General features: G+C 39.6%; 1 protein-coding gene. It reads left to right on the forward strand.

Going from position 1 to position 1,496, the window contains the following annotated elements; genetic code table 11:
• A partial coding sequence (locus BW716_RS34930; protein WP_083730661.1) for an IS110 family transposase occupies positions 1-1,185 on the forward strand: 1,185 nt, incomplete at its 5' end.
• Positions 1,186-1,496 lie beyond the last annotated feature (311 nt).

A 1,496-nucleotide genomic window follows, 5' to 3' on the forward strand; every position in this document is an offset into this window, starting at 1 on the left:
TGTGGCCTCGATGTTCACCAGGAGAATGTAGTAGCCACCATCAGAGGAAATGGGTTGGAAGAACAAACCCGCACTTTTAGCACTTTCACAAGTTCACTTAGGGACCTGGTAGCTTGGCTTGAAGAATCCGGCATTACACATGTCGCAATGGAGAGCACGGGGGTTTACTGGAAGCCTGTTTTTAATATACTGGAACCTCACTTTGAACTTATTCTGGTCAATGCCCGGCATATTAAATATGTGCCGGGGCATAAGACCGATCGCAATGACAGTGCCTGGATTGCAAAATTATTGCTAAGCGGGCTACTAAAGGGAAGTTTTATTCCACCGCAATACACTCGCGAATTACGGGAATTGTACCGATACAAACGTAAAGTAATAGGACAGCGGTCCAGTGAATATAACCGGTTACAGAACATTTTAGAGACAGCCAATATCAAATTGAGCACTGTAGTCAGTGATGTATTCGGTGTAAGTGGCTGGTCAATGATCACTGCCATTATTGAAGGAGAACAGGATCCTATGATATTGGCCAATTTGGCAAAAGGCAGGCTCAAAATCAAAAAACAAGAGCTTATTCTTGCATTAGAAGGCCATCTTAATGAGCATCACCGTTTTATGCTCAGCCTGTCTAAAACTGTTATTTTACAGCTAAATGACCTACTTGGTCAGGTGGATAACCGTATAGATCAGTACTTAAAAAAATGGGAGGAAGAAGTAAAATTACTTCAGACTATTCCCGGAGTACAAAAACAAACAGCTACCGCCATCTTAGCCGAAATAGGTACAGATATGCATGCGTTCCCTAATCAGCATCATTTGGCTAGTTGGTGTGGTTTATGTCCTGGTAATAATGAAAGTGCCGGAAAAAAGAAAAGTGAAAGAATCAATCATGGCAACAGATCCCTTAAAACCGCACTCGTGGAAGCAGCATGGGCTGCAGCACATACGAAAGATACTTATCTGAAAAGAAAATATTATACTTTGAGTATACGAAGAGGCAAAAAACGAGCACTTATTGCAATTTCACACAAAATCCTAATTGCCGCTTATTTTATACTCAAAAATAGAGTGCCATATATGGAACCTGATAATCAGGAGTGGCTAAAAAAAAGAAAGCAGGCGCAGATAAATAATTATCTCAGACGCCTGCGCGAGCTTGAGGCATTACCCCCATCTCAATAAGATTACTAAGTTACAAAAATCGACCTTTTATTGGTGCTTTTTCAGCCTGTAGAAAAAACTGATTTAAGACTCTAAGTACAAACGATTGTTGCTATAAGCACGAAAAGAAAATTTTAATCCTATAGAGTCATATCAAATTATGGCCTGGACGAACTATTTTCAAAGAAAAAAGCTATTTAACCGACTGTCGGACGTACATTTGGATCAATAAATTAGTTACTAAGGGATGTTACCTTTAAATAAGGCTGCCAACCGTCATAATCATAAAACTATCGATAGGTAAACCATGTGAGTTTTTAGTACTCAAAACA

The sequence above is a fragment of the [Flexibacter] sp. ATCC 35208 genome, assembly GCF_001975825.1.
In the GTDB taxonomy this organism is placed as follows: Bacteria; Bacteroidota; Bacteroidia; order Chitinophagales; family Chitinophagaceae; genus Chitinophaga.